Genomic DNA, 26,963 nt, shown 5'->3' with positions numbered 1-26,963 from the left:
CGACCCGAAACGGTGTGAGTACGCGTGACCGACACCCACTGTCCTTACTGCAGCTTGCAGTGCGGGATGACCCTGTCACGCAAGGGGCCCCGGCTGGAGGTCAGTGCGAGATCGTTCCCGGTGAACGAGGGTGCGCTGTGCCGCAAGGGGTGGACGGCGGCGGGGCTGCGCGGAAGCCGTGAGCGGCTCACCACCCCGATGGTGCGCGACCGGGCGACGGGGGAGTGGAGCGCGGCGACGTGGGACGAGGCGCTCGACCTGGTCGCCTCGAAGCTCTCCGACCTGCGGGACGACCACGGCCCCGACGCGAACGCCGTCTTCGGTGGCGGCGGGCTGACCAACGAGAAGGCGTACCAGCTCGGGAAGTTCGCCCGGGTCGCGCTCGGTACCTCCCAGATCGACTACAACGGCCGCTGGTGCATGTCCTCGGCGGCCTCGGCCGGCAACCAGGCCTTCGGGGTCGACCGCGGTCTGCCGTTCCCGCTGGCCGACATCGAGAAGACCGACGTCTGCGTACTCGTCGGCTCCAACCTCGCCGAGACGATGCCTCCGGCCGCCCGCCACCTCGACCGGCTGCGCGAGAACGGCGGCAAGGTCGTCGTCATCGACCCGCGGCTGACCCCGACCGGCGAGCGCGCCGACCTTTTCCTCCAGCCGGTCCCCGGCACCGACCTGCCGCTCGCGCTCGGCGTCCTGCACCTGCTCGACGCCGCCGGCGCGGTGGACGAGGACTACATCGCCGAGCGGACCACGGGCTTCGAAGACGTACGCCGCTCCGTGGCCGCCTGGTGGCCGGAGATGGTCGAGCGGGTCAGTGGGGTCGAGGCCGCGCAGCTGCGCGAGCTCGCCGACCTCCTCGCCGGCGCGAGAAAGGTGATGGTCCTGACCGCGCGCGGCGCCGAGCAGCACGCCCAGGGCACCGCCACCGTCCTGGCCTGGCTCAACGTGGCGCTCGCGCTCGGCATGCCCGGAAAGGCGTACGCCGGCTACGGCTGCCTGACCGGCCAGGGCAACGGCCAGGGTGGCCGCGAGCACGGCCAGAAGGCCGACCAGCTTCCCGGCTACCGGATGATCGACGACCCCGCCGCCCGGGCGCACGTCGCCGCGGTCTGGGGCATCGACCCCGAGACCATCCCCGGCAAGGGCCGCTCCGCCTACGAGCTCCTCGACGCGCTCGGCACCCCCGAGGGCCCCAAGAGCCTGCTCGTGTTCGGCTCCAACATCGTCGTCTCCGCCCCCAACGCCACCCACATCACGTCGCGACTGGCGGACCTCGATCTCCTGGTCGTCGCCGACATGGTGATGAGCGAGACCGCCGCGCTGGCGGACGTGGTCCTGCCGGTGACCCAGTGGGCCGAGGAGACCGGCACCATGACCAACCTCGAGGGCCGGGTCATCCTGCGCAACCAGGCGATCAGCGCCCCCGACGGGGTCAAGAACGACCTCGACATCATCACCGGACTCGCCACCCGCCTCGGTGCGGCCTCGACCTGGTCGACCGATCCTGAGGAGATCTTCGAGGAGCTCCGCGCCGCTTCGAAGGGCGGCAAGGCCGACTACAGCGGCATCACCTACGACCGCATCCGCGACGAGGACGGCGTCTTCTGGCCCTGCCCCGAAGGCACCGAGGGCACCCCGCGGATGTTCGCCGACTCCTTCTTCCACGCCGACGGCCGGGCCCGCTTCATCGACGTCGCCCACCGTGGACCGGCCGAGCAGCCGACCGCCGACTACCCGCTCCACCTGACCACCGGCCGGGTGCTTGCGCAGTACCAGTCCGGTGCCCAGACGCGACGGATCAAGGACCTCCCCGACGAGGGCGCGTTCGTCGAGCTCCACCCGCTGCTGGCCGACCGGGTCGGGGCCCACGACGGCGACCCGGTCGTCGTACGCACCCCGCGCGGCGAGATGAAGGCGCCCGCGCGCATCGTCACCACGATCCGCCCGGACACGGTCTTCGTACCGTTCCACTGGGTCGGCGCCAACAAGCTCACCAACGACGCCCTCGACCCGTCCAGCCGGATGCCGGAGTTCAAGGTCTGCGCCGCGGCGGTGACGGCATGAGCGAGCCCATGAGCGAGCCCACGAGTGAGAAGCGCATCGTCATCATCGGTGGCGGCATGGCCGCGGCCCGGCTGGTCGAGGGACTGGTCGCGCGCGGCCTCGGCCCGCAGACGACCGTGCTCGCCGAGGAGCAGCACGCTCCGTACAACCGGATCCTTCTCTCCGCCGTGCTCGAGGGCACCCACCGCCCCGGGGCGCTCGCGCTCCGCGAGAAGCAGTGGTACGCCGACAGGGGAGTCGACCTCCGCCTGAACAGCCTCGTCGTCGACATCCACCGTGACCGTCACGAGGTCGAACTCGCCGACCGGACGACGGTTCCCTACGACGCCGTCGTGCTGGCCACCGGGGCCATCCCGACCCTGCCGCCGATCCGCGGCGTGGTGCGGATGGACGGCTCGCTGGACCCGCGCGTGCAGGCGTTCCGCAGCCTCGACGACTGCGCGCGGCTGCTCGACACTCTTCATGACCACCCGCGCAGCGCGGTGATCGTCGGCGGTGGCCTGCTCGGTCTCCAGGTCGCCCGCGCGCTGGCGGTCCGCGGCATCGAGACCGAGATCGTCGAGGGCCGCGACCACCTGCTCAGCAGCCAGGTCGACGCGTCGGCGGGCAAGGTGCTCAAGCGGTCGATGGCCAAGCTCGGCACCCAGGTCTACCTCGGCGCCCGCGCGACCAGGCTGACCGACGAGGGGCTCAAGCTCGACAACGGCTACACCCTCGAGACCGACCTGGTGGTGCTCACCGCCGGCGGCCGGCCGCGCGCCAACCTGGCCCGCCGCGCCGAGCTCACCGTCAACCGGGGCATCGTCGTCGACGACCAGCTACGCAGCGTCGACGACCCGGACGTGTACGCGATCGGCGACTGCGCCGAGCACAACGCGACCGTGACCGGCTTCGTCTCGCCCGCATGGGAGCAGGCCGGCGTCCTCGCCAACGTCCTGGCCGGCGGTCCCGCGACCTATCAGGGACACCGCGTCGTCGCCCGGCTGCGTGCCACCGACCTCGACGTCTGCGTCCTCGGCGAGCCCGAGAACGAGACCGGGGAGGTCGTCGAGATCGCCAACCCGGTCAAGGGCACCCACCGCAAGCTGGTCGTACGCGATGGCCGCATCGTCGCCGGCGCCCTCGTCGGCGACCTGAGCCGGGTCGGCCTGATCACCCAGGCCTTCGACCGGCAGACGGTGCTCGGCGAGCACGAGGCCGGTCAGCTGCTGCTGCCCGAGCCGTCCAACAGTCCGCGTCCGGAGCTCCCCGACGACGCGGAGGTGTGCGCCTGCGCCGGTGTCAGCGCCGGCCGGATCCGGGCGTGCCGGTCCCTCGAGGACGTACGCGACACCACCCGCGCCACCACCGGATGCGGTGGCTGCGCGCCGACCGTACGTCAGCTTCTGGCCACCCGGCCCAGCGGCACCCAGCTCAATGAAACGCAGCTCAGCCTGGAAGGAACTACGTGATGAGCCCTCACCTCCGCAAGAAGGTGGTCGTCGTCGGCCACGGCATGGTCGGTCACCGCTTCGTGACCGCCGCGATCGAGCGCGGACTCACCGAGACCCACGACATCGTGGTCTTCGGTGAGGAGCCGCGCCCGGCGTACGACCGGGTCGCCCTCACCAGCTTCTTCGAGGTCGGCGCCGAGGCACTCTCCTTCCTGCCCTCCGGCGTCTACGAGGACCCGCGGGTCACCCTGCGCACCAGCACGAGCGTCGTCGAGATCGACATCGCCGCCCAGACGGTGATGCTCGCCGACGGCGAGGAGATGGCGTACGACGAGCTGGTCCTCGCCACCGGAGCTGCGCCGTTCGTGCCGCCGGTGCCGGGTTCGGAGCTCGGGAACGTCTTCGTCTACCGGACGATCGAGGACCTCGAGGCGATCCGTGAGGCCGCGAAGACCGCCACGACCGGGGCGGTGATCGGCGGTGGCCTGCTCGGGCTGGAGGCCGCCAACGCGCTGCACCAGCTCGGCGTCAAGACCCACGTGGTCGAGCTCGCGCCGCGGCTGATGGCCGTGCAGGTCGACGACGCCGGCGGCAACACGCTCAAGCGCCACATCGAGAAGCTCGGCCTCACGGTGCACACAGGGGTGATGACGGAATCGATCTCACCGGACTCGGTGGCCGAGATCTCGGTCGTGGACGAGGACGAGAGCGGCGTGCTCGACGGCAAGGTCAGCGCGCTGAAGTTCAAGGACGTCGAGGAGCCGCTGCCGGTCGACATGATCGTCTTCTCGGCCGGTATCCGGCCGCGTGACGCGCTCGCCCGCGCCGCCGGCCTGGACCTGGCCGAGCGCGGCGGCGTGCTGGTCGACGAGCAGTGCCGCTCCTCCGACCCGCACGTGTGGGCGGTCGGCGAGTGCGCGGCGCCCGGCGGGAAGATGTACGGCCTGGTGGCACCCGGCTACGACATGGCCGAGGTCGTCGCCGACGCGCTGCTCGGCGGTGCCGGTACCTTCACCGGCGCCGACATGTCGACCAAGCTCAAGCTGCTCGGTGTCGACGTCGCGAGCTTCGGTGACGCGCACGGCACCACCGACGAGTGCCTCGAGCTGACCTACTCCGACGCCGTCGCCGGTGTCTACAAGAAGCTCGTGATCAGCGAGGACGGCACCCGCCTGCTCGGCGGCGTGCTGGTCGGCGACGCGTCCGCGTACGGGCTGCTCCGCCCGATGGTCGCCTCGGGCATGGTGCTTCCGGAGAACCCGGAGGAGCTGATCCTCCCCCAGTCCAGTGGCGGTGGGGGAGGCATCCAGCTTCCGCCGGAGGCGCAGATCTGCTCCTGCAACAACGTGACCCGCGGTGACATCGAGGCGGCCGTCGACAACGGCTGCGAGAGCGCGGCGGACGTCACCAAGGAGACCAAGGCCGGGTCGACCTGTGGTTCCTGCAAGGTGCAGGTGAAGAAGATCGTCGAGGACTACTTCACCGCCCAGGGCAAGACCGTCGACACGAGCCTGTGCGAGCACTTCAAGATGACCCGCGCCGAGCTCTTCGACGTGGTCCTGATCCACGGCTACAAGACCTTCGACCAGATCATCGAGGCCCACGGCACCGGCCGCGGCTGCGACCTGTGCAAGCCCGCGGTCGCGAGCATCCTGGCGAGCCAGCTCAACGGGCACGTGCTGGCCAAGGAGAACCGCAAGCTCCAGGACACCAACGACGCCTACCTGGCCAACCTCCAGAAGAACGGCTCCTACTCCGTCGTCCCGCGCATCCCCGGTGGTGAGATCACCCCGGAGGGCCTGATCGTGATCGGTGAGGTGGCCAAGGAGTTCGGCCTCTACACCAAGATCACCGGCGGCCAGCGCATCGACATGTTCGGCGCCCGGATGGAGGACCTGCCCGCGATCTGGAAGCGGCTGGTCGACGCCGGGTTCGAGTCCGGCCATGCCTATGGGAAGTCGCTCAGAACCGTGAAGTCCTGCGTCGGCTCGACCTGGTGCCGCTACGGCGTCCAGGACTCCGTCGGCCTCGCGATCATGCTCGAGACCCGCTACCGCGGGCTGCGCTCGCCGCACAAGCTCAAGGGTGGCGTCTCCGGCTGCGCCCGCGAGTGCGCGGAGGCCCGCGGCAAGGACTTCGGCGTCATCGCCACCGAGAAGGGCTGGAACCTGTACGTCGGGGGCAACGGTGGCGCCATCCCGGCCCACGCCCAGCTGCTCGCCGGTGACCTGAGCACCGAGGAGCTGGTCCGCTACCTCGACCGTTTCCTCATGTACTACGTACGCACCGCCGACCGCCTCCAGCGCACCTCGACCTGGATCGACTCCCTCGACGGCGGCCTGGACCGGGTCCGTGAGGTCGTGGTCGACGACGTCCTCGGCCTGGGCACCGAGCTCGAGGCGGCGATGGCGCGGCACACCGAGACGTACTTCGACGAGTGGAAGGCCACGCTCGAGGACCCGGAGAAGCTGCGCCGGTTCGTCTCCTTCGTCAACGCCCCCGACATCCCGGACCCCAACATCTCCTTCGGATCCACGCGCGGCCAGATCGTCCCGGAGGTCGGCGAGGAGCCGGCCGCTGTCGGCCCGGTCTCGCTCGGTGCCTCGATCCCTGTCGGAATGCCCACCATGGAGGAGTCGCGATGACCCAGACCCAGACCGTGACCTACATCGCCGTCTGTCGCCTCGACGACATCGACCCCGAGACGGGCATCGCCGCGCTGGTGCGCGGGGAGGCCGTCGCCGTCTTCCGGACCCTCGACGACCGGGTCTTCGCGCTGTCGAACTTCGACCCGTACGGCCACGCCTCGGTGCTCGCCCGCGGGATCGTCGGGACGCGTGGTGAGGTGCCGTTCGTGGCCTCGCCGCTGCTCAAGCAGCCGTTCTCGCTGGAGAGCGGTCAGTGCCTCGACGACCCATCGGTGTCGGTCGCGACCTACGAGGTCGACGTCGTCGACGGAGAGATCCGGGTCGGCGCTCGGCGATGACGAACGCGGCACAAATGATCCAGGGGACCTACGATTCCGATGTGGACAGTGGCGCGCTGAGCGGCTTCCGCGTCGGCGTGACCGCGGCGCGGAAGGCCGAGGAGCAGATCAATCTGCTCGAGAGGCGGGGAGCACACGTGGTGTGGGCCCCCGCGCTCTCTGTCGACCCCAACCGGGTCGACGCCGGCGCGCTGCGTGCCGTGACCGAGCAGATCATCGGCCAGAAGATCGACATGTTCCTGGCGACGACCGGTATCGGAACCCGCACGTGGTTCGACGCCGCGGAGGAGTGGGGACTGCTCGATCGGCTCCTGGAGACGCTTCGCGGCGCCGAGATCCTGGCCCGCGGACCGAAGTCGGTCGGTGCGATCCGGCGGCGCGGGCTGCGGGAGCTGTGGGCGCCGGAGTCGGAGGAGTTCGACGACGTCCTGGAGCATCTGCGCGGCCGCGACCTGACCGGCAAGCGGATCGTGGTGCAGGAGCACGGGCAGTCGCTGTCGATGGTCGTGCATGCGCTGACCCGGCAGGGTGCCGAGGTCATCAACGTGGTCGTCTACCGGGTCGAGTCGGCCGCCGACCCCGAGCCGATGTTCCGGCTGGTCGAGGCGCTGGCCGACGGCGAGCTGGACGCGGTCACCTTCACCTCCGCTCCCGCCGTGGCCGCGTTCATGCAGGCCGCCGGGTCGGTCGGCCTGCGCGACGAGGTCGTGGCGGCGTTCCAGGCCGATGTGGTCGCGGCCTGCGTCGGTCCGGTGACCGCCGCCGCCTTCGAGATGTGGGGCGTACCCACCATGATCCCCGACCGCTCCCGCACCGCGGCCATGGTCAAGATGCTCGAGACCGAGCTGCCGCTGCGGCGCGAGGGTCTGCTCATCGAGCTCGCCGGCGGTCATCAGCTGCTGCTCCACGGCGACGCGGTGATCCTCGACGGCGCCGAGGTGAAGCTCTCGCCGGCGCCCGCCGCCGTCCTGGGCGCTCTCGTCGCCAACCCCGGCATCGTCGTCTCCCGGCAAGCCCTGCTCGCCATGCTGCCCTCCGGCACCGCCGGCTCCGAGCACGCGGTCGAGATGGCGGTCGCCCGGCTCCGCTCGGCGCTCGGCACCAAGACCATCCAGACCGTCGTGAAGCGCGGCTACCGGCTGGCGGTGGACTCATGAGGCTCGTCGTCGTCGCCCACGGCACCCGGCAGCTGCTCGGCAACGCGGTCGCCTCGATCATCGCCAAGCGCGCCGGCCGCGTGCTGGGGATGGAGTCGAAGGCTGCGTACGTCGAGCTCTGCGAGCCGCTGCTCACCGACGTCCTGGCCGACGGCCAGCCGTCGGTCGTGGTCCCGCTGCTGCTCTCGACCGGCTACCACATCAAGGTCGACCTGCCGCAGGCCGCCGAAGGGCTGCCGGTGGCGATGGGCCGCGCGCTCGGACCGGACCCGCTGCTCGCCTCCGCGCAGGTCTCCCGGCTGGTCGCCGCGGGCGCGGTCCCCGGCCAGTCCGTCGTCCTGGTCGCCGCCGGCTCCAACGACCCGTCCGCCCGAGCCGACATCGCGGCTGCCGGTCAGATGCTGGAGAAGGCCTGGGGCGGTCCGGTCAGGGTCGCCACCGTCTCCGGCTCGGGCGCCCCGCCCATCGACCAGGTCGTACGTCCCGGCGACGCCGTCTCTCCCTACCTGCTCGCTCCCGGCTTCTTCTCCGACCTCGTCCGCTCGCGCTCCTCTGCGGCGGGTGCGGAGACCGTCGCCGACGTCATCGGCCCGCACCCCGACGTGATCGAGCTGGTCGTACACCGCGCCGCGGCGCTCCTCGCCGCCGACGACGGTGACCGGGCCGAGGTCGGCTGACCAGCGGCGGGCGGCTCAGGTGGTGTAGTCGGCGTTGATGCGGATGTAGCCGTCGGTGAGGTCGCAGCCGTAGACAGTGAACTCACCCGAGGCGATGCCGAGGTCGACCCCGATGGAGACTTCATCGCCAGACAGATAAGTCGACAAATCCGCCAATAGATTTGCCGAGACCTGGGCAGGGTAGGTCTCGGTGCCGCCGAAGGCGATGCGTACGTTCTCGGGGGAGATGTCGGTCTCCTCGCGGAGCTTGCCGATGGCCATCGCGACGCGGCCCCAGTTGGGGTCGGCGCCGTGGACGGCGGTCTTGACCAGGGGCGAGTTGACGATGGCCTTGCCGACCCGCTTGGCCTGGGCGTCGTCGCGGGCGCCGCCGACCGAGACCGTGATCAGCTTGGAGGCGCCCTCCCCGTCGGAGGCGATCTTCTTCACCAGCGCGAGCGCGGCGTCGTAGAGCGCTGCCTCGAACTCGCCCAGGTCGACGGCGCCGGCCGTGCCGGAGGCGAAGATCGCGGCGGTGTCGGAGGTCGAGGTGTCGGTGTCGATCGAGACGGCGTTGTAGGTGCGGTCGACGACCCGGCGGAAGGCCGCGTCGAGCTCGGCGGCGGGCACCGCGGCGTCGGTGAAGAAGTAGGTCAGCATCGTGGCCATGTCGGGCTCGAGCATCCCGACGCCCTTCGCGATCCCGGTGATCGTCGCGTCGCCGACGGTCCGGGTCTCGATCTTGGCGATCGTGTCGGTCGTCATGATCGCCGCCGCGGCGGCGTCGAAGTCGGCGTCGCCGGCGGTCCCGGCGAGCTTCTCGAGCGCGGGCGTGAGGACGTCCATCGGGTACTGCACGCCGATCACGCCCGTCGAGGCGACCAGCAGCTCCTCGGGGCGCACGCCGACGACCTCGGCCGCCAGGCGGCGTACCTCCAGGGCGTTGGCCTCGCCCGTCGGCCCGGTCGCGACGTTGGCGTTCTTCGAGATGGTGACCATCCCACGGAGCGCGGAGAGGTCGGAGGCTCGGGAGAGCAGCACCGAGGCGCCGGCGAATCGGGATCGGGTGAAGACCGCGGCGCTCGTGACCGGGCCCGAGGGGGCGGCGACGACGGCGAAGTCGTCAGCGCCCTCCTTGAGTCCGAGGTTGGCGGTGACTCCGACGAATCCGGCTGGTTGAGGCATGCGGACAGCCTAGGCTGTGTTCGATCCTTGGGGTCAGAGCGTCTTGCGCCCTATGTCCGCAACCACGCGAACGCGGCGGCTTCCAGGATCATCCAGGACCGAAGTACGCGGCCCACGAACGTGATCGCGACGAAAAGCATCAGGTTGGCCTTGAGCGTGCCGTAGACCACCGCCAGGATCGCCAGCGGCGGAAGGCCGCTGAGCGCGGCGACCGCGAGCAGCCCGCCGGCGTAGGCGGGCCGGCCCTGCGTACGTCGCTCCCACTTCTCCATCCGCTGCTGCCACTTCTCGCACGCCATCTTCTTGCGGACGAAGGGGAGTGAGGTGGTGCCGTGGCCGGCGTAGTACCAGACGACCTTGGAGCTGGTCTGGCCGATTCCCGCCACCAGCGCGAGCACCAGGGCGGAGAAGGTCAGGTTCGAGGCGGCCACCGCGAGGTAGGTCTCGAAGTTGATGACGGGGAAGAGTCCTCCGGCGAAGGAGGCGGCGAAGGTCCCGAGAATGAGGTCCATCAGGCGACCTCTGGACCGTTCGGGAATTGAAACAATTCAACGTCTGTGTGTTGGGGGATCACCCGCGAAACCTTAGATGTAATTCGTGCCACAGTGCGACATCGGCGTCACATCCACATTACGGACCACTCGCCGAAATGAGGCGATTCTCACTTAAACATGGGGGTCACAGGGGTCTCAGGACCGGCTATCGGAACATCGCCTGCAGTTGGATCGATCAATTGTCCAGGCCCGTGATCGATGACCCACTCTGGTGCACGGTACCCCGGTTGGAGGCCTCTTCAACTGGGGTAACGTGCCTGCAATCGGCGAAACTTTTGAAGGGTGTCGGAATGGTTGACGTGGACAAGGTCCTCGATGAGGCGGGGCTGACGAATCCTCATGTGCGGGAGTATGTCTCCTACTGGGCAGGGGTGACCGGAGCCGAGCAGATCGAGGTTGTCAGCGCAGCCGACGACGAGCGGCTCCTCCAGGAGTCCCTGGCAGCGGGCGAGCTTCTCCCGGTGACGGGCGGCCGCTACTACAGCCGTTCCTACAGCAAGGACACCGCGCGGTCCGAGGAGCGCACCGTGGTCGCCACCTCCAACCCGGAGGACAAGGGCGTCTACAACAACTGGAAGCCGGCCGACGAGACCGTCAAGACGCTCACCGAGCGGATGACCGGCGCCTCGGCGGGCAAGACGATGTACGTCATCCCCTACCTGATGGCTCCGGCCGGCTCGCCGCTCGAGGCGTACGCCGCGGGTGTCGAGCTCACCGACAGCCGTCCGGTCGTGCAGCAGATGATCCGGATGGCCCGCGTCGGCATCGACTACATCAACAACCTCGCCGACCCGAACTCCTTCGTCCGTGCCGTGCACGTGACCGGCGACCTGCCCAACCTCGGGCAGGGGACCGACAAGGACCAGCGGCTCTTCGCGACGGTCGCCGACCAGCGTACGATCCTCCACTTCGGCTCCTCCTACGGTGGCAACGCGCTGCTGGGCAAGATCGCCCACGGCCTGCGCCAGGCCTGCTACGACGGCCGCGCCTCCGGCAAGTTCCTGGCCGAGCAGTTCCTGCTGCTGGGCATCAAGGACAAGGAGACCGGCGAGGAGTTCCACGTCGTCGGTGGGTTCCCGTCCGCCTCCGGCAAGACCAACCTCTCGATGACGCTCTCGCCCGACGCCCTCGGTGAGCGTTACGAGGTCACCTTCTACGGCGACGACATCGCCTGGATCTGGGTCGGCGAGGACGGCAAGCTCTACGCCTTCAACCCGGAGAATGGTGTCTTCGGCGTCGCCAAGGACACCAACGAGAAGACCAACCCGGGCGCCATCCAGGCGATCCTGCCGGGCTCGGGTGCGATCTTCACCAACGTCGCCTACAACGAGAAGACCCAGGAGGTCTGGTGGGAGGGGCTCACCAAGCACCACCCGGACGACCTCGACGGCTGGATCGACTGGAAGGGCGAGCGCATCGCCGACCGGATCGACGACGAGCTGGGCGACCCCTGGGCCCACCCCAACTCCCGCTTCACGACGCCGATCTCGCAGGTCCCGAACGCGGCCCCCGACTTCGACAGCCCGGCCGGCGTGCCGGTCGACGCGATCATCTTCGGTGGCCGCACCCGTGACCGCGAGCCGCTGATCCGCGCGATCACCGACGTGGCCGAGGGCGTCTACGACGGCCTCACCCTCGGTGCCGAGGCGACCGCCGCGGCCGACGGCCTCGAGGGCGTGCTGCGCTACGACCCGATGTCGATGCGTCCGTTCCTCGCCTACGAGGAGGGCGACTACGCCCGCCACTGGCTGAAGATCATCGGCGAGGCCACCGACAAGCCGGTCTTCGCCCACGTCAACTGGTTCCAGCGTGACTCCGAGGACGGACACTTCCTGTGGCCCGGCTACCGCGAGAACGTGCGCGCGCTGCTGTGGCTGCTGCAGTTCAAGAAGGGTGAGGTCAAGGGCCAGCAGAGCCCCGTCGGCGTCATCCCGACCGAGGACGAGCTCGACCTGCGCGGCCTCGACCTGCCGCAGAGGGACCTCGACCGGATCCTCTCCCTCGACCTGAACCGCTGGAAGCAGGAGATGGGCTTCCGCGAGGAGCACCTCAAGCAGTTCAAGCTGCCCGAGGAGATCTGGGAGGCGCACAAGCGCGTCGCTGCTGCCATCGACGAGGCTGCTCAGGCCTGATCGAGACCACAGCCGGGGGCGGCGTACGGAATTTTCTTTCCGTACGCCGCCCCTGTTGTTTTCGTCTGCTTCCGTTTCCTACGGGAAGATGAACTTTGTTCGTATCTGGAACAGATGCCCGGCCAGACATTTACGTAGCCGATGTCCCCCACCTAAGGTTCCTGCCCGTGACGATCCCCTTGAGCCAGCCGCTTCGTGCGGCCTCGATCACCGAGGCGTACGCGCGGTTCTGGAAGAAGTACGCGACATTCTCGGGTCGCGCCAGCCGCACTGAGCTGCTCTGGCCGATGCTCGTGAACCTTCTGATGCTCATCGTCCTCGTACTGGCGCGGGACGAGGTGGTGAGCCTCGTGATCGGTCTCTACGGACTGGTGGCGTTCGTTCCGACCATCGCACTCGGTGCGCGGCGGCTGCACGACATCAACCGCTCCGGGTGGTGGCAGCTGATCCTGGTCGTACCCGTGATCGGTGACATCGTCCTCGCAGTGCTCTGGTTGACCTTCCCGAGCCCCGAGGGCGTCAAGTACGACCTGGCCGCATGAGCGGTCGTAAGATTCCCCTAGTTGTTCTCGGGGTTGTCCCGGAATGGCAGGCTATTGGCATGAAGTCCCTCGCAGGAGCAGCAGCGAAGCGGCTCGCCTACGAGACCGTTGGGTGGCTGCTCGTGGTCGCCGGTATCGCCGCGATGGTGTTGCCGGGGCCGGGGCTGTTGATGCTCTTCGGTGGGCTGGCTGTGCTCTCTCGCCAGTACGCCTGGGCTCGCCGCTACGTCGAGCCGGTCCGCCTCCGCGCCCTGCGCGGGGCTGCCGAGGGCGTCGAGACCTGGCCGCGCATCGTGGCCTCGACCCTCGGGGCGCTCTCCATCGGTGCGGTCGGCGTCGTCTTCCTGATCAACCCGCCTGCGCCCCACTGGTGGCCCCTCGAGGCGTCCTTCTGGCTCCTCGGCGGCGACTGGACCGGTGTCACGCTGTTGGGGTCGTGCATCATCGCCCTCGCCATCCTGGGCTACTCCTACCGCCGCTTCCACGGCCACCCCGACGCCCGTCACCAGCTCGACGAGGACATCGAGCACACGGGTGAGATGAACAAGGTCGCCTAGCGGGCCGTCAGCCGGACGTCATCCGGAAGTCGTACGCAGGTGGCACCGGCTCTCCGGGATGAACGGCGAGCCAGAGCGTGTCCAAGGCCGCCTCGCCCTCGCGGAGGTTGTCGACCGTGATGCCCTCGTCGAGAAGTCTGCGAACCCGGTCGAGGTCGCCCAGGGCGAGCGCCGCTTGTGCGGTGCACAGTCGGATCCGACCATGCTCACGGTCCGCGCCGGAAAGGGCGGCGACCACTTCGAGTGCTTCAGCGGGGCGGCCGGCGGCGGTCAGCGATTGGAGCAGCTCGATGGTGAGCTCGCGCAGGTCGGGACGGACGCGGTGGGCCTCGAGCAGGAGGTCCGCAGCAGGCGGGTCCTCCGGTTCGGCGAGGTGCGCGAGGGCGCGCAGGGCCCAGGGGTTGGGACGGTCGGCGACCGACCGCTCCAGGACTTCGCGCGCTCCGCGGCGGTCGTCGTCGGCCAGCAGGAGCAGGCCGAGGTGGTACCACGCGTGCCAGTCGTCGGCCGAGGCCTCCAACAGCTCGCGCCAGTGCGTACCGAGGATCGGAGCCGCGGGTGGATCGCTGATCGGCAGCCGGCCGTGCTGCAGCAGCTCCAGCCAGGGCTTCTGATCGTCGCCGCAGGCCCCGAACGGGCGCAGCGGGTCGGCCGGCACAGAGCCCGCCGAGACCTCGAGCGCGCCCCACCCGGACCCGCGGGCGAGCAGGTCTGCGGGCGGTTCGAAGCGTCCCGCCTCGCCGAGCGCGGCTTCCAGCTCGGCCCGCGGGACGAGTAACTCGACCGCCTCGTTCACGGCCGCACGGGCCGAGTCCCATGAGCCGTGCACCTGCTCGGGGTCGACCTCCAGCAGGCCGAACGCCTCGGCCCACTCCCAGGTCTCGCCGCCGGGCAACGCGAGGTGCTCGAGCTGCGTACGCGCCAGGCCCGCCTGGATCTCGATGTACGCAGCACCCGGCCCGGACAGCCACTCCTGCCACCGCTGTCCGCCGGCACCGGTGCCCCACTGGAAGATCTTGCGGCCGATGAGTCGGTCGGTGGAGGTCTGGACGAGCCCACGCCCGTCGCCGTCGAGCGCGGCGATCCAGCGGCGCTCGTCGCCCGGGACGTCCATGAAGAAGTCGGCCGCCTGCGGGAACCTCGCCGGATAGCTCTGGTCGCCGCCCGCCGTCTGCGGAAAGTCGATCAGCCTCAGCTGCTCCGTGTAGTCGAAGTGGAACGCCCGCTCGGCCGGGGCGACGACACGTACGTCCGGCCTCTGGGGCACTGCGATGTTCGTCCACCAGTAGACCGGTGTCGGGTTCGGCGCCGGGTTGTGGAGCGAGACGTGCACCAGCAGCACCGGGGATCCTGCTGGCAGCCAGGCGTCGATCGTGACCACGACCCGCCGCATCCGCTCGAACTCGAACATCCGCAGTACCGGGGTGCCGTCCGGGGCGGTCAGGCTCACGGCGTGCAGCGGGGAGCAGGTGAGTGGCCAGTGCCCCGTGGCCCCGAGATTCCACTCCACCCCGCCGGCCAGCCAGGCGTCGCGCAGCGCCAGGTTGGCGGGCTGCAGGAGGGGGTTGCGGTGCAGCAGCTCCCGGCCCGACGGCCGGTGCACCAGCGACCACAGCCGCCCACCGTAGCCGGGCAGGAAGGTGGCAGAGAGCAGCTCGTTCTCCAGCACCAGGCTCGGCAGATCGCGCGGGCCACGTCGGCGCGTGTAGCAGTCCTGGGCCGTGTACGGCAGCAGCGTGCTCGGCCTGCCGTACTCGAGGTTGGCGGCCATGTCCGGATACGGCGCGGTACCGGTCTCGAACCCTGGCCGGGGCACGCCGTGCAGCAACGGCAGCGGCCCGTCGATCGGGTCCTCAGCGCCCTCGATCGAGAGCCGGTCGATCCTCAGCGTGGTCATCGCGACCATCCAACCAGGCTGAGGACGCTGCCACCCGGACAATGCGAGCGTCGTTCCTACGAGGGCTTGCGGCCGTTCTTGTCGGCGCTGGAGGCGTCGTCCTGTGGTGCGTTCGGAGTCCAGCCCCGGGACGCATTGGGATCCAGGACGTCGCTCGCCGTCTCGGTCCAGTCGTCGGTGTAGTCGGCCTGCCAGTCCTGGTTCTGGCCGTTCCTCTTGTCGTCCTTCTTCCCGCCGCGGCCGCCGGCACCGCCAGCTCCGCCGCGTCCGGCACGGCTGCCCGCTCCCGTCGCACCGCCTCGGGCGCCACGCCCACCAGCGCCGCGAGCACCTGCTCCGGCACCAGCACCGCGTGCGCCGGCCCCGGCACCTGCGCCGCGAGCTCCGGCGCCGGCTCCGCCGCCCGCGCGGGCACCGGCGGCGCCGGCCCTGGCGGTTGCAGACCTCGACGTCGCGCTGGCCGTCGCCGCCTTGGCAGACGCTCCGGCAGCGAACTTGTTGGCAAGCGCTTTGGCCACGCCAGCACCGAGCAGAGCCCCTCCGCCACCGATCGCGAGCGCGGCCATGCCACTCGTCCCGCCCCCAAGCGGGGCCAGCCCGTCAGCCGTCTCGACCATCGCGTACGACGTCGAGGGCGCCGGAGTGCCGTCCGCGTTGATCCACTGTCCGTCGCGCAGTTCTGGCTTGTTTTCGGCTAGGTGCGCCTCGATGTTGGCCTTTTCCTGAGCGATGAGCTCGTGGCCCATTCCGCCGGGATAGAGGGTCCCGGAGTTGTACTGCGCCATCCGTGCGCGAGATGCCGCTACCTCGCTGTACGAACCAGGGGACGATGGACTTACCGGCTTGTTGCTGCCCTCCGTGTTCGGCTCGTCGGTGATCTCACGGACCGGAGGGTCGGCAATGTAGTTGGCACGGTCGATCTGTTTGATCTCTTCCGCTGCGGCCCGCTCTGCATCGGCGATTGCTTGCTCTCGTGCGGCGTGGGCGGCGCGGTCTTCTTGGAGAGCCTTCTGGTTTCGGGCCGCTTGGGCAGTGTCAACGCCTGGGCCGGACTGGGCGTACGGGGGAGACGAGGAGTCTGGGGCCGGACCATGGTTGGCCGGGAGGGAGGCTTCAAGTTGCTTGTGTGCTTCTTGGGCGCGCTGCGTAGTGTTCTGAGCCGAAGTCAGAGCCTCGATAGCGGCATTAAGCTGGTTGACTTTCGTGTTCAGCTTCTCCGAAGCGGTGCGGAAGGCCCGCGTCGCTGCTTCGGTGGTGAAGGATGTCTCCTCGAATGCTTCCGGCAGCTTGCCGCTTGCTAGCTCCAAGTCACGGCTAGTGTCCATCATGACTTGGCGGGCCTGGATCCAGTCTTTGAGCCTTGCTTTGACCTCTTCGGGATTCGCTGTGGCGACATATTCCTTCAGAATGACCATCATGGGGCCCTTGACGACGCCACCACCCGTAGCGATTGCGTTCATGCGTTAGCCATCCTTGTCTTGACCAAACTCGGAACGCGATGCGATCTCTTGCAACGCGTCGGGAGACAACGGGAAGAACGGCAACTGGATGCCCGGCATGTCGGGGCGGTCATCCTTTACCAGATTCTCGAAGAAGGGCTTGCGGATCAGGCCAACTGCATCGTCCATCAGACGGGTGGCATCGGCACGGGCACCCTCGTCGGCATCCTTGACCGCGCGTACCGCATTGTCCAAACCATCGACGAACTTGATCAGAGCGTCCGACGTCTCCGACAGGGTCGAGTTGATCCGCTCTGTGGCTACATTCATGAGCCCAGCAAGTGAATCCGCAGTCTGGCTGCCGCCGAGGTGTCCAGCAGCAGGCTTGTCGACATGTACCTTGTCCACGTCGACCTTGGAGTCGATAAGTACCTGCTTGATCTTGTTAACCAGGGTCTCGTCGACTCCTGTTGATTGTGGACCTGCCATGTCGGCCTCCCCGAGGGTGTGTGCATGCGGTGCCCAAAGTGTAAACACGATGCCCCGGATCGTCACTGCCAATGACTCTCGCCTCGAGCCACTATCCTCTGGGGCATGACTGGATCTCGGACGGGGTTCTCCCGATCCCTCACCGCAATCGCTGTGTCGGCCATCACTGCTCTGGTGCTTTGCTCCTGTGGTGGAGGGGACGAGCCGTCCGGACCTGATGCGTCATCCTCGCCGAGTAGCCCGGAGACATCGGAGTCATCGACCGCGGCAGGTGAAGGTGGCGGGACGGCAGAGATCAATGGCGCCACGCTCACAGCCCCCGCGGGGTGGGAGGTCGAGTTCGAGGACTCGAGTTACGTACTCAGCGCGCCAGACGACGATCATCCGACTGGCTCGGGGATCTTCAACGCAGATGTCACCCTTGCATCCGACGTCGACGAGCTGGCGGAGGCTGCAATGCCGGGCGTGAAGGAGTTGTTTCCAGACGCGAAGCGCCTCAAGGACGTGACGTACGGCGGCACCGTGTTCTTCCATCTTCGTGGATCCAACAACACCGAGGTGTATGACCTCTACGGCGCTGTGTTGGGTGAATCTGAGGCCGAGGTTGCTTGGTCGTTCAACCCCGAGTGGGTCACGCGCGACGAAGCTGACGAGCTCATCAACCAGGTAATGCCGTCGTTCAAGTTCGACGCCTGATCGATATCCGTGCCCTATAGCCGGAAGCTTCGAGGCGGGAGACTGAACGATCTCAGTAGGTGGGCGCCGAGTCCAAGGATCTGATGTCGGCGGTGCCCGATAGGTTGCGGTCTGTGGTCGTACATCTGCACCGCGCGCCGCGGACCGATCTGCTCGCCGACTCGCTCGGCGAGCTGTTGTCGGTGCCGTTGGGGGATCCGTTCGCGACGGAGGTCGTCGTGGTGCCGGCGCGGGGGGTGGAGCGGTGGTTGTCGCAGCGGCTCTCGCATCGGCTGGGGGCTGCTGAGGGGCGTGCGGACGGGATCTGTGCGGGGGTCGACTTCCGGTCTCCCTGGTCGCTGTTCGCGGAGGTCGCGGGCACGGGGGATGAGGATCCCTGGGCGCCGGAGTCGCTGACCTGGCCGGTGCTGGCGGCGATCGACGCATCGCTGGACGAGCCCTGGGCGAGGCCGCTCGCGCAGCACCTGGGACACGGGGACACGTCGGAGGAGGGCGTACGTCGGCGGGGGCGGCGGCTGGCTCTGGCCCGGCGGCTGGCGCGGTTGTTCGCTGCGTACGCGGACCAACGGCCGGCTGTGGTCGCCGACTGGAGCGCAGGGCTGGACACGGACGGGCTCGGGGCGAAGATCGCCGAGGATCTGGCATGGCAGCCGCCGCTGTGGCGGACCGTCGCCGGGCTGGTCGGCGGGCCGACACCGGTCGAGCGGCAGGCGGCGACGGTCGCCCGGCTGAAGGAGGCACCGGGCGCGTTCGAGCTGCCGGAGCGGGTCTCGTTGTTCGGGCACACTCGGCTCTCGGCCACCGACATCGAGCTGGTCGCGGCGCTGGGCGAGCACCGCGACGTGCATCTGTGGTTGCCGCACCCTTCTGAGGCCCTGTGGCAGGCGCTCGCTGGGATGGACGGGAAAATGGCGCGTACGGCCGACCGGTCGCACGACGAGGTCGGGCATCCGCTGCTGGCGACGTTGGGGCGGGATACGCGGGAGCTGCAGCGAGGTCTGGCGGAGCTTGCCGCTGTGGACGACTGTGTTGGTTTCGACACGCCTTCGCCCGGCGGCTCAACCAGCGGCCGGCTGCTCGGGTGGCTGCAGGAGGACATCCGGCACAACACCCTCGGCGATCGCGCGGGCCGGGTGTTGGAGCCCAGGGACCGCTCGATCCAGGTGCATGCCTGCCACGGCGAGGCGCGGCAGGTGGAGGTGCTGCGCGAGGTGCTGCTGGGGCTGCTCGAGGACGATCCGACGCTGGAGCCGCGGGACGTCCTGGTGATGTGCCCCGACATCGAGACCTTCGCGCCGCTGATCGAGGCCGGGTTCGGGCTGGGGGAGATGACCGGCGAGACCGGACACCCCGCTCACCGGCTGCGGGTGAAGCTGGCGGACCGGTCGTTGACGCGTACGAATCCGCTTCTGGACGTGGCCACGAGGCTGCTCGACCTCGCCGGCGGCCGGGCGGGGGTGAGCGACGTACTCGATCTTGCTCATCTCGACCCGGTGCGGCGCCGGTTCGGGCTCAACGACGACGCCCTGGAGCAGCTCGAGGACTGGGCCAAGGACGCCGGGATCAGGTGGGGCTTCGACGCGCAGCACCGCGAGCCCTTCGGGCTGGAGACGTACGTCGCCAACACCTGGCGCTTCGGGATGGACCGGATTCTCACCGGGGTCGCGATGTCGGAGGACTCGGCGACCTGGCTGGATACGACGCTGCCGTTGGATGACGTGGGGAGTGGAAGCGTCGAGCTGGCGGGGAAGTTCGCCGAGCTCGTCGATCGGCTCGAGCAGGTGACCGACGAGCTGGCCGGGGTGCATCCGCTGAAGCACTGGCTGAAGGTGATCGAGGAGGGTGTCGCCGCGCTGACGTCGGTCTCGACCAACGACGAGTGGCAGTCGGGCCAGGTGACCAGGGAGCTGTCCCGGGTGCGGGACGCCGCCGCGGGGCAGGAGGTCGACGAGCTGCGTCTGCCGGACGTGCGCGCGCTCCTCGGCGCACGGTTGGCTGGCCGGGCGACGCGTGCCAACTTCCGCACCGGCACGCTGACCGTCTCCACGCTGGTGCCGATGCGGTCGGTGCCCCATCGGGTGGTCTGCCTGCTCGGCATGGACGACGGGGTGTTCCCGAGGGTCGGGATCACCGACGGCGACGACCTGCTGGCCCGCGACCCGCAGACCGGGGAGCGCGACCTGCGCAGCGAGGACCGGCAGCTGTTCCTTGACGCACTGCTGGCGGCGACCGAGACGCTGGTGGTGACCTACACGGGCGCCAACGAGTACTCGGGCCAGCCGCGGCCGCCCGCGGTGCCGCTGGGGGAGCTGCTGGACACGCTGGACGCGACCGCCGTCTCCGCGGACGGCAGGCCGGTCAAGGAGGTCGTGACGACCAGGCACCCGCTGCAGCCGTTCGACCCGCGCAACCTGACGCCCGGTGCACTGGTGCCCGGACACTCCTTCTCCTTCGACAAGGCCGCCGAGGCCGGCGCCCTCGCCGCGGTGTCCGACCGTGTCGAGCCGGCGGAGTTCCTGCCCGGCCCGCTGGCGCCGGCCGCCACCGGAGACCTGACGCTCGAGGAGCTGCTGGCCTTCTACCGCGCGCCGGTGCGCGCCTTCTTCCGCGACCGGCTGGACCTGGCGTTGCCGCGTGATGACGACCCGCTCTCCGACGGTCTCCCGGTCGAGCTCGACGGCCTGGGGCAGTGGTCGGTGGGCGACCGGCTGCTCCACGACCTGCTCGCCGGGATGTCGGAGGAGCAGGCGACCCAGCAGGAGTGGCGCCGCGGCGTACTGCCTCCGAAATGGCTGGGCTGGCGCATTCTCACCGACGTGATCACCAAGGCGAAGCCGATCGCGGCCGAGGCCCTGCGGGTGCGGCAGGCGGGCATCTCCACCGGGCAGGCGCGGGCTGTCGACGTCGAGGTCGACCTCGGTGACGGTCGGCGCCTGACCGGCACCGTCCCACAGGTCTACGGCGACCGGCTCGCTCCGGTGACGTACTCCCGCCTGGGCGCCAAGCAACGGATCGAGTCGTGGGTGCAGCTGGTCGCGCTGGCCGCCTCCGACGAGGACCGGGCCTGGAGCGCGTGGACGCTGGGTCGGCCGGGCAACTCCCGGTCGCGTACGCCGTTCGGGCTCTCCCAGCTCGGGCCGCTCGACCACACCGCGGTCGATGTGCTGCGTGACCTGGTGCGGTTGCGCGACCGAGGGCTGTCCGCGCCGCTGCCGCTGCCGCTGAAGACCTCGCTCGCGTACGCGCGCCAGCGGCGGACTCAGGCCGGGGTGGACGACGCGCTCTACAAGGCCGGCTGGGAGTGGAACGACGGACGGTTCGAGGGCGAGGAGTCCGATGTGGAGCAGGTGAGGGCCTGGGGCAAGGGGTCCGGGATCCCTGGTCTGGTTATCCCGCCGGAGGCCGGTGAGGAGTTCGACGGGGAGACGACCCGCTTCGGCGCGCTCGCGATGCGGGTGTGGTCGCCGTTGCTCACCGCCGAGCAGGGGAGCTGGTGATGGACGGATTCAACCTGACCGGTCCCCTCCCGACCGGCACCACCCTGATCGAGGCATCGGCCGGCACCGGGAAGACCTTCACCATCGGCGCCCTGGTCACCCGCTACGTCGTCGAGGGCGAGGCGACCCTCGACGAGATCCTGGCGATCACCTTCGGCCGCGCCGCCTCCCAGGAGCTGCGCGACCGCGTGCGCTCCCACCTGGTCGAGGCCGAGCGAGCCTTCGCAGCCGCGGTCGCCGGGCAGCGTCCGACCCCAATCGACGCCCACCTCGAGCTGCTGCTGGACGTGTCCGACGACGAGATCCGGGTACGCCACGAGCGCGTGCGCGACGCGCTCGCCTCCTTCGACGGGGCCACGATCGCGACGACCCACCAGTTCTGCCAGCTCGTGCTGCGCTCGCTGGGCGTGGCCGGCGACACCGACGCCGGCGCCGAGCTGGTCGAGTCGCTCGACGAGCTGGTCGTGGAGGTCGTCGACGACCTCTATCTGAAGTGGTTCGGCGAGGCTCGGGAGCGACCGCCGTTCGACCGCGACGACGCGCTGGGGCTGGCGCGCACTGCGGTCGAGGACCCGCAGTCGGTGCTGGCCCCGGCGCCGGCCGAGGACCCGGTCGCGGGCGCGCGGGTGCGGTTCGCCGAGGCGGTCCGGGACGAGGTCGACCGGCGCAAGCAGATGCGTGGCGTCCTGTCCTACGACGACCTGCTCTCCCGCCTCGCTTCCGCGCTGGCCGACTCATCAGCTCCGGCCCGGGCACGGATGCGCCAGCGGTGGCGGATCGTCCTGGTCGACGAGTTCCAGGACACCGACCCGGTGCAGTGGCAGGTGCTCTCCCGGGCCTTCGAGGGCCACGCCACCCTCGTGCTCATCGGTGACCCGAAGCAGGCGATCTACGCCTTCCGCGGCGGCGACGTCTTCACCTACCTGACCGCCGCCCGAGCGGCCGAGACGCAGGCGACGCTCGACACCAACTGGCGCAGCGACGCCCCGCTGGTCGAGCGGCTCCAGGTGGTCCTGCGCGGCGCGGCTCTGGGCTCGCCCGAGATCGTCGTCCATGACGTCAAGGCTCACCACGCGGGGTCAAGGCTGGCCGGGGCCCCTCATCCGGCGCCGTTCCGGATCCGCCGGGTCGGTCGCAGCGGCTTCAAGCTCACCCGCGGCGGGATGATCACCGCCGGTGACGCCCGTACCCACATCGCCCGGGACCTCGCCGGAGACATCGCCGAGCTGCTCGGCTCCGGGGCCACCTGGTGCGATGCCCCGGTCCAGGCAGGGGACGTCGCGGTCATCGTCGCGGTGCGCTCCCACGGGCTGCTCGTCCAGCGGGTGCTGCAGGAGCACGGCATCCCGGCGGTGATGGCCGGCGGCGGTGACGTCTTCCTGACTCCCGCCGGCGAGGACTGGCTCGCGCTGCTGCAGGCGCTCGACTCGCCGCATCGGACGCCGCTGGTGCGAACGGCCGGGCTGAGCGTGTTCTTCGGCTACACCGCGACCGAGCTCGACGCGGGCGGCGAGGCGCTGACCTCGCGCATCGCCGACACGCTGCGCGGCTGGGCGCTGCTGCTGCGCGGCCGAGGCGTCGCGGCCCTGATCGAGGCGGCGGAGGAGCGCGGGCTCACCGCCCGCGTGCTGCGGCGCACCGACGGGGACCGGCTGCTCACCGACGTACGTCATCTGGGGCAGCTGCTTCACGACATCTCGGTGCGCGACTCGCTCGGACTGCCTGCGCTGCTCGCCTGGTTCCGTGACGAGCGGCGGCGTTCTGCCGCCGCCGAGCGGCCGCGGCGGCTCGACTCGGACGCCGCGGCGGTGCAGATCGTCACGGTGCACGGGTCCAAGGGGCTGCAGTACCCGATCGTCTACCTGCCCTTCGCCTACGACTTCTTCGTCCGCGACCCGGAGGTCGCCCGGTTCCACGACGCCTCGGGGCAGCGGACGATCGACGTCGCCCGGACCGGCGCGCAGTGGGCCGAGCACCTGGCCCGACACCAGGCCGAGGAGCTCGGGGAGGAGCTTCGAGACCTGTACGTCGCGCTGACCCGGGCGCAGTCCCAAGTCGTCGCGTGGTGGGCACCGACGGCCAACACGGCCACCGGAGGCCTGCACCGGCTGCTGTTCGGGCGAGGTCCCGGCCAAGCGGTGGTTCCTGACAGCGTCGCCGTGCCGAGCGACGAGGACGCGGCAACGCTGCTGAGCAATGTCGCGCGCCACGGCGGTCCGGTGGCCGAGGAAGCAGTGCCGGTGACGGCAGCTCCGACGGTGCGAGAAGCGCCGCCCGGCATGCTCGCCGCGCGGCCGTTCACCCGTGAGGTCGACGCCGAGTGGCGGCGTACGTCCTATTCAGGGCTCATCCGGGTCGACGAGGGCGTCGCGGCGACCTCGGAGCCGGAGGTCGAGGGGAAGGACGACGAGCCCATCGCCGAGGACGTCGATCTCATCGAGCCTCCCGCGGAGGAGGAGCACCTCTCGCCGATGGCCGAGCTGCCCAAGGGCGCCGGCTTCGGGTCGCTGGTCCACGCGGTCCTGGAGCACACCGACCCGCAGGCCCCCGACCTGGGCGAAGAGCTGCTGACGAGGACTCGCGAGCAGCTCCGCTGGTGGCCGGTGCCGGCCTCGGCCGAGGACCTCGCGACCGCGATCCTGCCGCTCAACCTGACCTCGCTCGGCCCGCTCGCCGATGGGCTGACGCTGGCCGAGATCCCGTTGCGCGACCGGCTGCGCGAGCTCGACTTCGAGATCCCGCTCGGCGGCGGTGACACCCGCGGGCCCGAGGATCCCGACGTGTGCCTCCGCGACCTCGCGCCGCTCCTGCGCGCTCATCTTCCGGCGGACGACCCGATGGTGACGTACGCCGACCGGCTGGAGGCTCCGCCGCTGGGGGACCAGTCGCTGCGGGGCTACCTGACCGGTTCGGTGGACGTGGTGCTGCGGCTGCCGAGCGGACGGTTCGTGGTGGTCGACTACAAGACCAACTTCCTGGGCGTGGAGGCGATGGACTACACCCAGCCGAAGCTCGCTGAGGCGATGCTGCACTCCCACTACCCGCTGCAGGCGCTGCTCTACTCCGCGGTGGTGCACCGCTTCCTGCGCTGGCGCCTGCCCGGGTACGACCCCGAGAAGCATCTCGGTGGCGTGCTCTACCTCTACGTGCGCGGGATGCTCGGCCCGGACACGCCCGTCGTCGACGGCATCCCGACCGGCGTCTTCACCTGGCAGCCGCCCGCGCCCCTCGCGGTCGCGCTGTCCGACCTGCTGGACGGAGCAACCGCATGATCGAGCGCTGGGAGTCCGAGGACCCCTTCGACGCACGGCTGGCCAGGTCCGCCACCGGCCTGCTCGCGTCGTTCAACCGCGAGGGTGTGTTGACTGCAGCCGACGTACACGTCGCGACCCGGGCGGCCGCGCTCGCCGGAGAGGAGCGCGACGAGGTGCGACTGGCGGTGGCGCTGGCGGTCCGCGCGGTCCGGCACGGGTCGGTCTGCGTCGACCTGGCCACGCTGCGGGAGACCGAGGAGACGCTGCCCTGGCCGGCTGCCGACGGCTGGCTGGACGCCGTCGCCGACAGCCCGCTGGCGGCGCAGTCCCTGGTGCAGGTCGAGGACGGCCTGCTCTACCTGGACCGCTATCACCGCGAAGAGGGACAGGTACGCGACGACCTGCTCGCCCGGCTGGCCTCGCCGCGCCCCGTGGCCGACGAGGCCCTGCTGGAGGCGACCGCGGCCCGGCTCTTCCCGGGCGAGGGCTACGCCGAGCAACGTGCCGCCGCGCTTGCCGCCGCCCGGCAGTCGACGACCGTGCTCACCGGCGGTCCCGGCACCGGCAAGACGACGACCGTGGCCGGGCTGCTGGCGCTGCTCACCGAGCAGTCCTCGACCCCGTTGCGGGTCGCACTGACCGCCCCGACGGGCAAGGCGGCCGCGCGGCTTCAGGAGGCCGTCGAGGGTGCCCAGCGGGCGTCGCAGTTCACCGCCGAAGACCGCGGCCGCCTCGCAGGTCTCACCGCGTCGACCCTTCACCGCCTGCTCGGCTGGCGACCCGGCTCGTCGACGCGGTTCAAGCACCACCGCACCAACCGGCTGCCGCACGACGTGATCGTCGTCGACGAGACGAGCATGGTCTCGCTGACGATGATGGCCCGGCTCCTCGAGGCCGTACGCCCGGAGGCGCGGCTGATCCTCGTCGGCGACCCCGACCAGCTCGCGAGCGTCGAGGCGGGCGCGGTGCTCTCCGACCTCGTCGCCGGGCTCGCCGTGCGCTCGCCCGACGCCGTCGCCGCCCTCCGCATCACCCATCGCTTCGGTGGCGCGATCGGCGCCCTCGCCGAGGCGCTGCGGGTCGGCGACGCCGATGCGGCACTCGACGTGCTGAAGTCCGGCGACCCCGCGGTCGAGCTCGTCGACCCGGCCGACGAGGCCCGGATGGCGGAGGTCGAGCGCGGCCTGGTCGCCCACGCCGCCGCTCTTCACGAGGCCGCGCTCGCGGGCGACGCGGAGCGCTGCGTACAGATGCTCGACGAGTCGCGCCTCCTCTGCGCCCACCGCGACGGGCCCTGGGGCGTCGCCCACTGGAACCGGCAGATCGAGCGCGGCCTCGCCGAGACCACCGGTGAGCCGCTCGGCATCGGCTGGGGTCACGAGTGGTATCCGGGCCGCCCGGTCCTCGTCACCGCCAACGACTACGGCCTCGGACTCTTCAACGGCGACACCGGGGTCACCTACACCGACGCCGGCGGCGATCTCCGCGTCGCGATCGCGGGCGGCGCGACGTACGCACCCTCACGGCTCGGCGACATCGAGACCCTGCATGCGATGACCGTCCACAAGTCCCAGGGCAGCCAGGCCAGGTCCGTCACCGTCCTGCTCCCACCCGACGACTCACCCCTGCTCACCCGCGAGCTCTTCTACACCGCGGTGACCCGAGCCCAGGAGCGCGTACGCATCGTCGGCACCCCCGACGCCGTCACCGCCGCGATCACCCGCCGAGCCCAGCGCGCCTCCGGCCTCCGCCAACGCCTCGGGAACTGAGCTGCGTCAGGACCGCGCGATGGAGGTGGCGAGGGAGGCGAGGTGGCCGAGGCGGGCGAGCTCGGAGTCGAGGAAGTCGGGGCCGCCGCGGCGGCCGATGATGACGATCTCGTTGCCGTCGATGCGGGCGCCGGCGAACATGTTCTCGTCCTCACCTTCAACCTCGATCCGCTCGGGGCGGTCGAGCTCGATGAAGGGGACGTTCTCGGGCGAGCCGTCGGTGGCTCGGCCGATGCCCTTGACTCGGTGGACGCGGATGGCCCAGTCGGCACGGAAGGTCAGGGGCAGCACGTCCACGAGCCGGTCGAGCGCCTCGAGGGCGTTCTCGGTGAGGTCCTCGACGGCCTCGAGGTCGAGGAAGAGGTTACCGCCGGCGGCATAGCGGGAGATCCAGACGACGTGCACGCCGTCGAGCTCGTTGCACGCCGACACGATGGAGTCCGGCATCGTTCCCGGTTGGGTCTCGAGGAGCACATCGTCGACGGCTCTGCCGTCGACCTTGTTCTTCTCGACGATCTCGATCGCCTCGATGTCGCCACCGGCTTCACCGATGGCAGAGGCGAGGCGACCGAGGGAACCCGGGACATCGGGCAGCTCGACGCGTAGCAGGAACGGCATGGCCATAGACCCTAGCGTCGCGAACCGACAGCCGTGGC

The 26,963-nt window shown here is 70.1% G+C and carries 19 protein-coding genes; 13 read left to right on the top strand and 6 right to left on the bottom strand.

The features are described from left to right. The first annotated feature begins 24 nt into the window (after positions 1-24). From ABTX24_RS08250 to ABTX24_RS08225, 6 genes are read left to right on the top strand one after another with little or no spacing between them, the layout of a single operon-like run. Positions 25-2,064: a molybdopterin oxidoreductase family protein gene (locus ABTX24_RS08250; RefSeq protein WP_350838752.1), complete on the top strand. Its 2,040-nt coding sequence runs from the start codon at positions 25-27 to the stop codon at positions 2,062-2,064. A gap of 8 nt (positions 2,065-2,072) precedes the next feature. Next, a complete protein-coding gene (locus tag ABTX24_RS08245) occupies positions 2,073-3,515 on the top strand; it encodes an FAD-dependent oxidoreductase (RefSeq protein WP_160026440.1) in 1,443 nt (480 codons plus the stop codon). Then, positions 3,515-6,142, top strand: coding sequence for a nitrite reductase large subunit NirB (gene nirB / locus ABTX24_RS08240; RefSeq protein WP_160026441.1), 2,628 nt, complete (start codon positions 3,515-3,517; stop codon positions 6,140-6,142). Before ABTX24_RS08245 ends, nirB begins: the two co-directional genes overlap by 1 nt. After that, a complete protein-coding gene (gene nirD, locus ABTX24_RS08235; protein ID WP_160026442.1) occupies positions 6,139-6,483 on the top strand; it encodes a nitrite reductase small subunit NirD in 345 nt (114 codons plus the stop codon). Before nirB ends, nirD begins: the two co-directional genes overlap by 4 nt. A gap of 41 nt (positions 6,484-6,524) precedes the next feature. Next, positions 6,525-7,640: a uroporphyrinogen-III synthase gene (locus tag ABTX24_RS08230; RefSeq protein ID WP_350838749.1), complete on the top strand. Its 1,116-nt coding sequence runs from the start codon at positions 6,525-6,527 to the stop codon at positions 7,638-7,640. Further along, the gene (locus ABTX24_RS08225) at positions 7,637-8,317 is read left to right on the top strand and encodes a sirohydrochlorin chelatase (RefSeq protein WP_350838747.1); all 681 of its coding nucleotides are present in this window, start codon (positions 7,637-7,639) and stop codon (positions 8,315-8,317) included. Before ABTX24_RS08230 ends, ABTX24_RS08225 begins: the two co-directional genes overlap by 4 nt. Positions 8,318-8,332: 15 nt before the next feature. Here ABTX24_RS08225 and argJ read toward each other — a convergent pair whose 3' ends face one another. Together argJ and ABTX24_RS08215 are read right to left on the bottom strand one after the other, a co-directional pair. Then, positions 8,333-9,481 (bottom strand): bifunctional glutamate N-acetyltransferase/amino-acid acetyltransferase ArgJ, encoded by a 1,149-nt coding sequence (gene argJ, locus ABTX24_RS08220; protein ID WP_350838745.1) that lies wholly within the window; start codon positions 9,479-9,481, stop codon positions 8,333-8,335. A gap of 50 nt (positions 9,482-9,531) precedes the next feature. Beyond that, positions 9,532-9,993, bottom strand: a complete 462-nt coding sequence (locus ABTX24_RS08215) for a hypothetical protein (RefSeq protein ID WP_160026446.1) — start codon at positions 9,991-9,993, stop codon at positions 9,532-9,534. 332 nt (positions 9,994-10,325) lie between these two features. Between ABTX24_RS08215 and ABTX24_RS08210 the strand changes: the two genes are divergently transcribed. The 3 genes from ABTX24_RS08210 (at position 10,326) to ABTX24_RS08200 (ending at position 13,266) form a co-directional block, all read left to right on the top strand. Then, positions 10,326-12,167: a phosphoenolpyruvate carboxykinase (GTP) gene (locus tag ABTX24_RS08210; RefSeq protein ID WP_350838743.1), complete on the top strand. Its 1,842-nt coding sequence runs from the start codon at positions 10,326-10,328 to the stop codon at positions 12,165-12,167. A gap of 167 nt (positions 12,168-12,334) precedes the next feature. Beyond that, entirely contained in the window at positions 12,335-12,709 is a 375-nt protein-coding gene (locus ABTX24_RS08205; protein WP_160026448.1) for a DUF805 domain-containing protein, read from the top strand. 59 nt (positions 12,710-12,768) lie between these two features. Beyond that, positions 12,769-13,266, top strand: a complete 498-nt coding sequence (locus ABTX24_RS08200; RefSeq protein ID WP_160026449.1) for a PGPGW domain-containing protein — start codon at positions 12,769-12,771, stop codon at positions 13,264-13,266. Positions 13,267-13,273: 7 nt separating this feature from the next. Here the strand turns inward: ABTX24_RS08200 and ABTX24_RS08195 are convergent, their stop codons facing one another. From ABTX24_RS08195 to ABTX24_RS08185, 3 genes are read right to left on the bottom strand one after another with little or no spacing between them, the layout of a single operon-like run. Further along, on the bottom strand, positions 13,274-15,163 hold the full coding sequence (locus tag ABTX24_RS08195) for a DUF5107 domain-containing protein (protein ID WP_350838741.1): 1,890 nt from the start codon (positions 15,161-15,163) through the stop codon (positions 13,274-13,276). A gap of 56 nt (positions 15,164-15,219) precedes the next feature. Beyond that, positions 15,220-16,623: a hypothetical protein gene (locus ABTX24_RS08190; RefSeq protein ID WP_350838739.1), complete on the bottom strand. Its 1,404-nt coding sequence runs from the start codon at positions 16,621-16,623 to the stop codon at positions 15,220-15,222. 3 nt (positions 16,624-16,626) lie between these two features. Next, positions 16,627-17,163, bottom strand: a complete 537-nt coding sequence (locus tag ABTX24_RS08185; protein ID WP_350838737.1) for a hypothetical protein — start codon at positions 17,161-17,163, stop codon at positions 16,627-16,629. A 33-nt stretch (positions 17,164-17,196) separates the two neighbouring features. On the opposite strand from ABTX24_RS08185, the gene ABTX24_RS08180 reads away from it, so the two are divergent. The 4 genes from ABTX24_RS08180 (at position 17,197) to recD (ending at position 26,307) form a co-directional block, all read left to right on the top strand. Beyond that, positions 17,197-17,787 (top strand): hypothetical protein, encoded by a 591-nt coding sequence (locus tag ABTX24_RS08180; protein WP_350838735.1) that lies wholly within the window; start codon positions 17,197-17,199, stop codon positions 17,785-17,787. A 113-nt stretch (positions 17,788-17,900) separates the two neighbouring features. Further along, entirely contained in the window at positions 17,901-21,284 is a 3,384-nt protein-coding gene (gene recC / locus ABTX24_RS08175) for an exodeoxyribonuclease V subunit gamma (RefSeq protein ID WP_350838733.1), read from the top strand. Beyond that, positions 21,284-24,556: a UvrD-helicase domain-containing protein gene (locus ABTX24_RS08170; RefSeq protein ID WP_350838731.1), complete on the top strand. Its 3,273-nt coding sequence runs from the start codon at positions 21,284-21,286 to the stop codon at positions 24,554-24,556. The genes recC and ABTX24_RS08170 overlap by 1 nt, the downstream gene beginning before the upstream one ends. Beyond that, complete coding sequence (recD, locus tag ABTX24_RS08165) at positions 24,553-26,307, top strand: exodeoxyribonuclease V subunit alpha (protein ID WP_350838729.1); 1,755 nt, start codon at positions 24,553-24,555, stop codon at positions 26,305-26,307. The genes ABTX24_RS08170 and recD overlap by 4 nt, the downstream gene beginning before the upstream one ends. A 6-nt stretch (positions 26,308-26,313) precedes the next feature. Here recD and ABTX24_RS08160 read toward each other — a convergent pair whose 3' ends face one another. Beyond that, positions 26,314-26,916: an ACT domain-containing protein gene (locus tag ABTX24_RS08160; RefSeq protein WP_457166071.1), complete on the bottom strand. Its 603-nt coding sequence runs from the start codon at positions 26,914-26,916 to the stop codon at positions 26,314-26,316. Between the last annotated feature and the right edge of the window lie 47 nt (positions 26,917-26,963).

Source organism: Nocardioides sp. NPDC127514 (genome assembly GCF_040302125.1).
Lineage (GTDB): Bacteria > Actinomycetota > Actinomycetes > Propionibacteriales > Nocardioidaceae > Nocardioides.
Note: the sequence above shows the minus strand (reverse complement) of the source record. Positions and strands in the feature narration are given on the sequence as shown.

Bases quoted from the DNA above. Each gene is read 5' to 3' on its own strand.
- ABTX24_RS08245 (WP_160026440.1), top strand. From the start codon at position 2,073: ATGAGCGAGCCCACGAGTGAGAAGCGCATCGTCATCATCGGTGGCGGC.
- nirB (WP_160026441.1), top strand. From the start codon at position 3,515: ATGAGCCCTCACCTCCGCAAGAAGGTGGTCGTCGTCGGCCACGGCATG.
- nirD (WP_160026442.1), top strand. From the start codon at position 6,139: ATGACCCAGACCCAGACCGTGACCTACATCGCCGTCTGTCGCCTCGAC.
- ABTX24_RS08225 (WP_350838747.1), top strand. From the start codon at position 7,637: ATGAGGCTCGTCGTCGTCGCCCACGGCACCCGGCAGCTGCTCGGCAAC.
- argJ (WP_350838745.1), bottom strand. From the start codon at position 9,481: ATGCCTCAACCAGCCGGATTCGTCGGAGTCACCGCCAACCTCGGACTC.
- ABTX24_RS08215 (WP_160026446.1), bottom strand. From the start codon at position 9,993: ATGGACCTCATTCTCGGGACCTTCGCCGCCTCCTTCGCCGGAGGACTC.
- ABTX24_RS08210 (WP_350838743.1), top strand. From the start codon at position 10,326: ATGGTTGACGTGGACAAGGTCCTCGATGAGGCGGGGCTGACGAATCCT.
- ABTX24_RS08200 (WP_160026449.1), top strand. From the start codon at position 12,769: ATGAAGTCCCTCGCAGGAGCAGCAGCGAAGCGGCTCGCCTACGAGACC.
- ABTX24_RS08195 (WP_350838741.1), bottom strand. From the start codon at position 15,163: ATGACCACGCTGAGGATCGACCGGCTCTCGATCGAGGGCGCTGAGGAC.
- ABTX24_RS08190 (WP_350838739.1), bottom strand. From the start codon at position 16,623: ATGAACGCAATCGCTACGGGTGGTGGCGTCGTCAAGGGCCCCATGATG.
- ABTX24_RS08180 (WP_350838735.1), top strand. From the start codon at position 17,197: ATGACTGGATCTCGGACGGGGTTCTCCCGATCCCTCACCGCAATCGCT.
- ABTX24_RS08170 (WP_350838731.1), top strand. From the start codon at position 21,284: ATGGACGGATTCAACCTGACCGGTCCCCTCCCGACCGGCACCACCCTG.
- recD (WP_350838729.1), top strand. From the start codon at position 24,553: ATGATCGAGCGCTGGGAGTCCGAGGACCCCTTCGACGCACGGCTGGCC.